This window comes from bacterium, assembly GCA_035281585.1.
In the GTDB taxonomy this organism is placed as follows: Bacteria; UBA10199; UBA10199; order DSSB01; family DSSB01; genus DATEDP01.
The window spans coordinates 1-5,905 of record DATEDP010000127.1 but is presented as its reverse complement, the minus strand read 5'-3'; the positions used below and the strand labels follow the sequence as shown (position 1 = coordinate 5,905).

Annotated in this window: 4 protein-coding genes and 1 tRNA gene; 1 reads left to right on the top strand and 4 read right to left on the bottom strand. The window is 62.5% G+C overall.

Annotated elements, in window-relative coordinates:
• The 3 genes from VJR29_11055 to VJR29_11045 all read right to left on the bottom strand — a co-directional run.
• Positions 1 to 687 (bottom strand): SGNH/GDSL hydrolase family protein (locus VJR29_11055; protein ID HKY63948.1); only part of this gene is annotated, 687 nt, incomplete at its 3' end.
• A gap of 36 nt (positions 688 to 723) precedes the next feature.
• On the bottom strand, positions 724 to 1,272 hold the full coding sequence (locus VJR29_11050) for a chalcone isomerase family protein (protein ID HKY63947.1): 549 nt from the start codon (positions 1,270 to 1,272) through the stop codon (positions 724 to 726).
• 272 nt (positions 1,273 to 1,544) lie between these two features.
• A tRNA-Val gene (locus tag VJR29_11045) sits at positions 1,545 to 1,618 on the bottom strand.
• Between the two features lie 77 nt (positions 1,619 to 1,695).
• On the opposite strand from VJR29_11045, the gene VJR29_11040 reads away from it, so the two are divergent.
• Positions 1,696 to 2,499: a dienelactone hydrolase family protein gene (locus tag VJR29_11040; protein HKY63946.1), complete on the top strand. Its 804-nt coding sequence runs from the start codon at positions 1,696 to 1,698 to the stop codon at positions 2,497 to 2,499.
• A 1-nt stretch (position 2,500) separates the two neighbouring features.
• On the opposite strand, the gene VJR29_11035 is transcribed toward VJR29_11040, so the two are convergent.
• Positions 2,501 to 5,905 (bottom strand): helicase-related protein (locus VJR29_11035; GenBank protein ID HKY63945.1); only part of this gene is annotated, 3,405 nt, incomplete at its 5' end.

Here is a 5,905-nt window from a genome sequence, read left to right as displayed (position 1 = left end):
GGCCACGTCGGCCACCGGGAATCCGTTCAGGCCGTAGACCCGTCCCAAGACATCGTTGTTGAATACCGCCTGCAAACCCACCGTGGCTTGAACCAAGGCTTGGCCTTGGGGTCCCGAGAACCAGGCATTCAAGAAGGTGTTGTAGTAGTTCATCCCGATCACCGGAAACTCCCCGTCGGAGGCGGAAAAAAGCGGGCTGGTGATCAAGCTGAGGTTCGAACCGATGCCCTGGAAGAGCTGCTGGAAGCAGGCCTGCTGGGCCGCCGGATCGGTGATCGGCAGGCAGGTCGGCGCCCCCTGCAGGACGTCGTTGGCTCCGATGTCGATCGTGGTCAGAAGGATCTGGTCTTTGTGCTCGACCAGGAATTCGACCGCGTCCTCCAACTGGCTCCCCGTCTCGTAACGGTCGGTGCAAACTCCGCCCTCAATCATCGAGGCCGTCGTTTCGCCGGGACAGCCGAACTTCACCAGCTCCAAATTGGGAAACTCCTGTTGCAGAGCGGCGAAGAGCTGGTCGGCATACCCCTCGTTGGTTTCGACGCTTTCGCCGGTCGTGGGATCCGCCTGGACCCCGACCGCGAGAGAATCGCCCAACGACACGTAGAAAAGTTGATCGTCGCCCGACGATCCGCAGGCCGCGAGAGCGCCGAAAAATAGGGCGAGGACCAAGGCTTTGAGTGTCTTCATGTCATTCCCCCTTCGTTGGTGGAGTAAGATGAGTGATCAACCTCCTAGCAAGCCTTTTTTGAAATCGGCGCCCGGCGGATTGGGCCCAATCCAGCAACCGAACATCGCATCCGCGAAATCCTTGCCGGCGATGGTCCCCTTGTTGGCGCCGTCGATCGCCACCGTCGTCCCCTGGCCGGGAACATAGGTAAAGCTCATCTTGTTGCCGACCTTCATGTCGGCCATGTAGTTGCAGAGCGTGTCGAAATCGCCCTTGAGCGCGGAGGCCTTGCTCGGGGTGTTGTTCTTCAGGCCTTCATGCCAGGCATTGCAGATACTGGCCTTTTCGACGTCGCGGACGAACTGCATCGTGACGTTCCGTTCGGTATCAGAGGAGAGAATCTTCTCGGCGCTGGTTTCCTTGGCCGGCAGATAAAGACCGGCAACGTAGACCTTCACGATCTTTCTTCGGAGTCCCATTCCATTGAGCACGAGATTTTTACCGTTGACCTGCATGCTGTCGGGCATGGTCACATCCGCGACCGTGGCTGCGAAGGATGGAGAGGCCACGAGCAGCATAAGGGCAAGAAGTAGGGATCGACGCATCGCAAACCTCCTTCAATTGATGAAAGAACGTACAAGATTTTAATGAGTTTTGAAGGGCTTGGCTAATTTAATTGCAGCGAAAAATTTAACTCGATGCGGCATTAAGAGGCCAAGCCATTGCAATTATTGAACAATGACTCTGCCATTTTGAAGCCGCTCAAGAAATGACGAAGCTTCGCCGAGGGCACCGGATTCATTGAGGGAATCGAATGGCTCATGGTTTCGTGAGCTGGATTGTCACTCGATGGAAAACGGCTTGGGGCACTTTAATGTGGGCGAAACAGGGATCGAACCTGTGACCTCTGCCTTGTAAGGGCAGCGCTCTAACCAGCTGAGCTATTCGCCCCGCTGGGTGGAAATAGAGGATAAGGGAAGTGAAAGTAAAGCGTCCATTGTCGAAAGCGCTCGTGTTATGTTGTCCCTATGCGTCGCTTTCAAAAAGTCGTGATTCTGGCGATTTTCGCCCTCTTCGCTATGATTGGATCCGTTCAAGACGCCGTCGCCGCCCTGCAAAGCAAGACCCTCGACTATCAAGTCGGCGCTAAAAACTTTAAAGGTTATTTGGCCTGGGATGACGCCTTTCCGGGCAAGCGGCCCGGGATTTTAGTCGTTCACGAGTTTTGGGGTCTGAACGACTACGCCAAGTCGCGGGCCGATCAATTGGCCAAATTGGGCTACGTCGCCTTCGCCGGCGACATGTTCGGCGACGGAAAAGTTGCGGCCCATCCCGACGAGGCTCGGGCCATGGCCAAGGAAACCACTTCCAACGTCGCCGAATGGGTCGCCCGAGCCCAGGCCGCGCTGGACACGCTGCGCCGCCAACCCAATGTCGACCCGACCCGCTTGGCGGCTATCGGCTACTGCTTCGGCGGCGCGACTGTCCTCCAATTGGCCTTCAGCGGCGCCGATCTCAAGCTGAGCGCCAGCTTCCATGGCTCCCTGCCGGTCCCCGAATCCGCGACCAAGGTCCGCGGCGAGCTTTTGATTTTCCACGGTGGAAGCGACACTTTCATCAGCGCCGAGACGATCCAGAAGTTCCGGGCCAAGCTCGACGAAGCCAAGATCAGCTACCGCTTCATCGTCTATCCCGGAGCGGTTCACGCCTTCACCGTGCCCGGCGCCGAGAAGCGCGGGATCGCCAATGTCGCTTACAATGCCGAAGCCGACCAAAAATCCTGGCAGGAATTGGTCGCCAGCTTGAGCAGGGTTTTCTCCTCAACAAAATGAATCAACGCCGCAGGCGAAAAGGATAGACCGAAGCCTCGACCGGCGACGGGACCCCGCCGCTGAAGAGCAGGCGGTTGGCCAAAGTTGCGGGAACCCGCGGCGGCGGCGTCACAATTCCGGTCAAATTAAGCGGATCGGCGGCCGAGATCTCGAGCGCGGCTTCGCGGTCGGCGGCATCGGCCCGACGAGTGGCGCGGAGCGCCTCCACCGCCTCGGGCAAGGCGAACTGCTCACCGGCAAAGCCGTCGACGAAACGCCCGCCGCGGATCTCGCCGCGGGCCTCGAGCCGGCGATAAATCCCAGCCAAGACCCGCCAAGGCGGCGCAAAAGATTCGCGGAGCAAGAGATCGCGAAACACGATGCCCCAGCGCCGCAAGTATTGCTCGGCCAAAGCCTCGAGCTCGGCCGGCTCGCCCAGCGGTCCCTTGGCCGCCGAAGCCCCGCTCCGCTTGGGCCGCAGCAAGGACCAACGCCCGCCGCCGCCGAGAAACATCGGCCCCCGGGCCCCGCCATAGCGCGCCAAAAGCCGCGCCTTCTCCCGGCGCCGCGAAGGATCGATGAGATTACGCAAACCGGCGAAGCCGTCGCAGGTCACTGCGCCGGCGCTCACCAATTCCCAAAGCGCTTGGTCGAGGTCGCTGCGCAGCCGCCGGGTGACGTCCTGGAGCTCATTGAAGAACATCGCGCCCCGCTGATCGAGCAGGTCGACGATTTGCCGGGCCGAGGAGCCGAGCCCTTCGGCCCAATCGGCTTTTGGTCTGGTCAAATCGAGGAGCCAAGGAAGATCTTGCCGCAGCATCAAGGAGAGCGAGGTGTTCCGGTTCGGCGCAACCCGGCGTTTGGCCGCCGGCTTGAGCCCCTCTTCTTCTTCGATCCGGCCCGGCGAAAGCCGGCCCCAGACCACCGTTCCGTTCAAGCAGAGCTCGTCGAGCAAGGTCGGCTGATAGTCGGCGACTCGCGCCGGCAAAATTTCCTTCTCCCATGCCGCGACCGGAAGCTGAAGGCCCTGCAATTGCCCGATGACCTCGGCCAAGCCCGGAGCACCGCAAAGCCGGCCGCTGGGACTGACGTGCTGCCAGCGCAGGAGGAAGCGCATGAATTCGGCGCTGCTGACCGGCGCCATTTCCTGGCGAAGCTGGGAAAGGCAGCGGCGATGGATCCGAGCCAGGACTTCGCGGTCGCACCACTCCTCGGCGCCGCCCTCCAAAGCCGATTGACGGAATTTTCCGCGCAAGACGCCGCCGCCGCTCTCCAAGCGAAGCAAGCCGCGCTCGACCAAGCCCGGGTCCAAACCGGTCTTCCGGGCCCATTGGGCGACGGTGGCCGGGCCGCCGGCCATCAGCCAGGCCCGCAAGACCGCGGTGGCGGCTTCCTCGTCGCCGGCCAAAGCGCCTTCGGCGAGCTCTTTCCGTTCCAGCGCGTAGTAGTGCCGGCCTTGGCGCAAGGCCCGGCCGGCGTCAAGCAGCTCGGCCATCCAATCCGACCAGGCCGGCGATAGCGAAGTCTCCGGCAAAGTCCCCAGATCGCGCAAGGCGTCGGCCAGCTCGTCGGCGCTGCGCAAATCGGGCCACACTTCGGATTCGACCTTGGCGATGACCTCCTCATCGAGGGCTCCGAAAGCCTTGAGGTCTTCTTCGGAGAGCGTCCGCCGCAGCGACACCGCCCGGGCCCGCCTTTCCTCCAGCGGCGCGTCGTCGAGGTAGGTGTAGGGGTTGGAGTTGAGGATTTCGTGGCTCAGCGGCGAAGGGGTCGGTGTGTCGCGGCCCAAAAGTGTAATCTCTCCGGCTTCGATTCGCCGCAGCACGGTTTCCAGGCCTTCCAAATCCATTGCCTCGTGGAGGCAGTTGCGCATCGTCTCCTTGACCAGCGGATGGTCCGGAATCTTGATCGGCCGGGTGACGTTCTCCTGGCAGGCGGCTTGGTCCGGAAAGACTGCGGCCAAAAGATCGTCGCTCCGGATCCGCTGAATCGCCGGCGCCACTCTTTTATCGCCGTTCTGGCGAAGGATGGCCAAGGCTCGGGTGGCGTTCCAGCGCCAACGGACGCCGAAAACCGGCGCGTCGAGCACCGCCTGCTCCAGGGTATCCTCGGCGATTCTCGAAGGAAGGAAATGAAAGACCGAGTCGAGCGGAAAGCTGTGCTGCGGCCCCAGCGAAAGCAAAATTCCGTCGTCGGTGGCGGCGGCTTGAAGCTCGAAGTTGAAGCCGGCGCAGAATTTCTTGCGCAGCGCCAAGCCGTAAGCTCGATTGATCCGGGAGCCGAAGGGAGCGTGAATGACCAGTTGCATTCCCCCGCCCTCGTCGAAGAAGCGCTCGGCGATCAGGCGGTCTTGAGTCGGCAGGGCGCCGAGGGCCCGTTGGGCTTGGCGGTAGTACTCGACCAGCTGGGCCGCGGCCGCGGCATCAAGGCCGCATTCCTCTTCCAAAAAACGGATCGCCGGCTCCGGCTTTTCGAGCAAGGGCTGTAAAAACTCGCGAAGCTCCGAAACCTCGGCCGACAACTCGATGCTGCGGCCCGGCGCCTCGCCCAGCCAAAATGGGATGGTCGGGGCTTGTCCCGGCGCCGCGTCGACCCGCACCCGACCGGCTTCGATCCGCCGAATTCGCCAGGAGCTGTTGCCCAAAAGGAAAACGTCGCCGGCCAGGCTCTCGACGGCGAAATCCTCCTCGAGCGTGCCGATGACCAAGCCCTCCGGCTCTTTGACGACCGCATAGTTGAAGTTGTCGGGGATGGCCCCGCCCGAAGTCAAAGCGGCCAAGCGGGCTCCGCGCCGCGGGCGAAGGCGCCGGCTCACCCCGTCGCGGTGAAGCCAAGCGCCGCGGGTGCCGCGGCCGGTCGCGATCCCCTCCGAAAGCATGGAAACGACCTGGTCGAATTCGCCGCGCTCCAATTTGGCATAGGGCCAGGCGCCGGTCATGAGCTTGAACAGCTCGTCCTCACCGATCTCCTCCGAAGCCACCGCCGCGACGATTTGCTGGGCCAAAATGTCGAGCGGATGTTCGTGAACCCGGGTCCGCTCGAGGTTGCCCTTGCGAACGCCGCGGATGAAAGCCGCGCATTCCACCAACTCGTCACGCGAGGCCGGAAAGATGCGTCCCTTCGGCAGGATCAGCCGGCCATAGCCGTCTTCCGATTTCGAGGGTGCGTGGCCGGCTCGCCCGATCCGTTGCAAGCCCACGGCGAGGCTGCGGGGACTGCCGATCTGAATCACCAAGTCCACCGCGCCGACGTCGATGCCCAGCTCCAGCGAAGCGGTGGCGACCACCGCCTTGACCAGCCCGCCCTTCAGCTTGGTCTCGGCGTCGAATCGAATCTCCTTGGAAAGGCTGCCGTGGTGGGCGGCGATGGCTTCCTCGCCGAGCCGCTGGGCCAGGGCGTGGGTCGCCCGCTCCGACATCCGGCGGGT

Excerpts from the sequence above, each read along its gene's own strand:
- VJR29_11040 (HKY63946.1), top strand. The coding sequence starts at position 1,696 with ATGCGTCGCTTTCAAAAAGTCGTGATTCTGGCGATTTTCGCCCTCTTC.
- VJR29_11050 (HKY63947.1), bottom strand. The coding sequence starts at position 1,272 with ATGCGTCGATCCCTACTTCTTGCCCTTATGCTGCTCGTGGCCTCTCCA.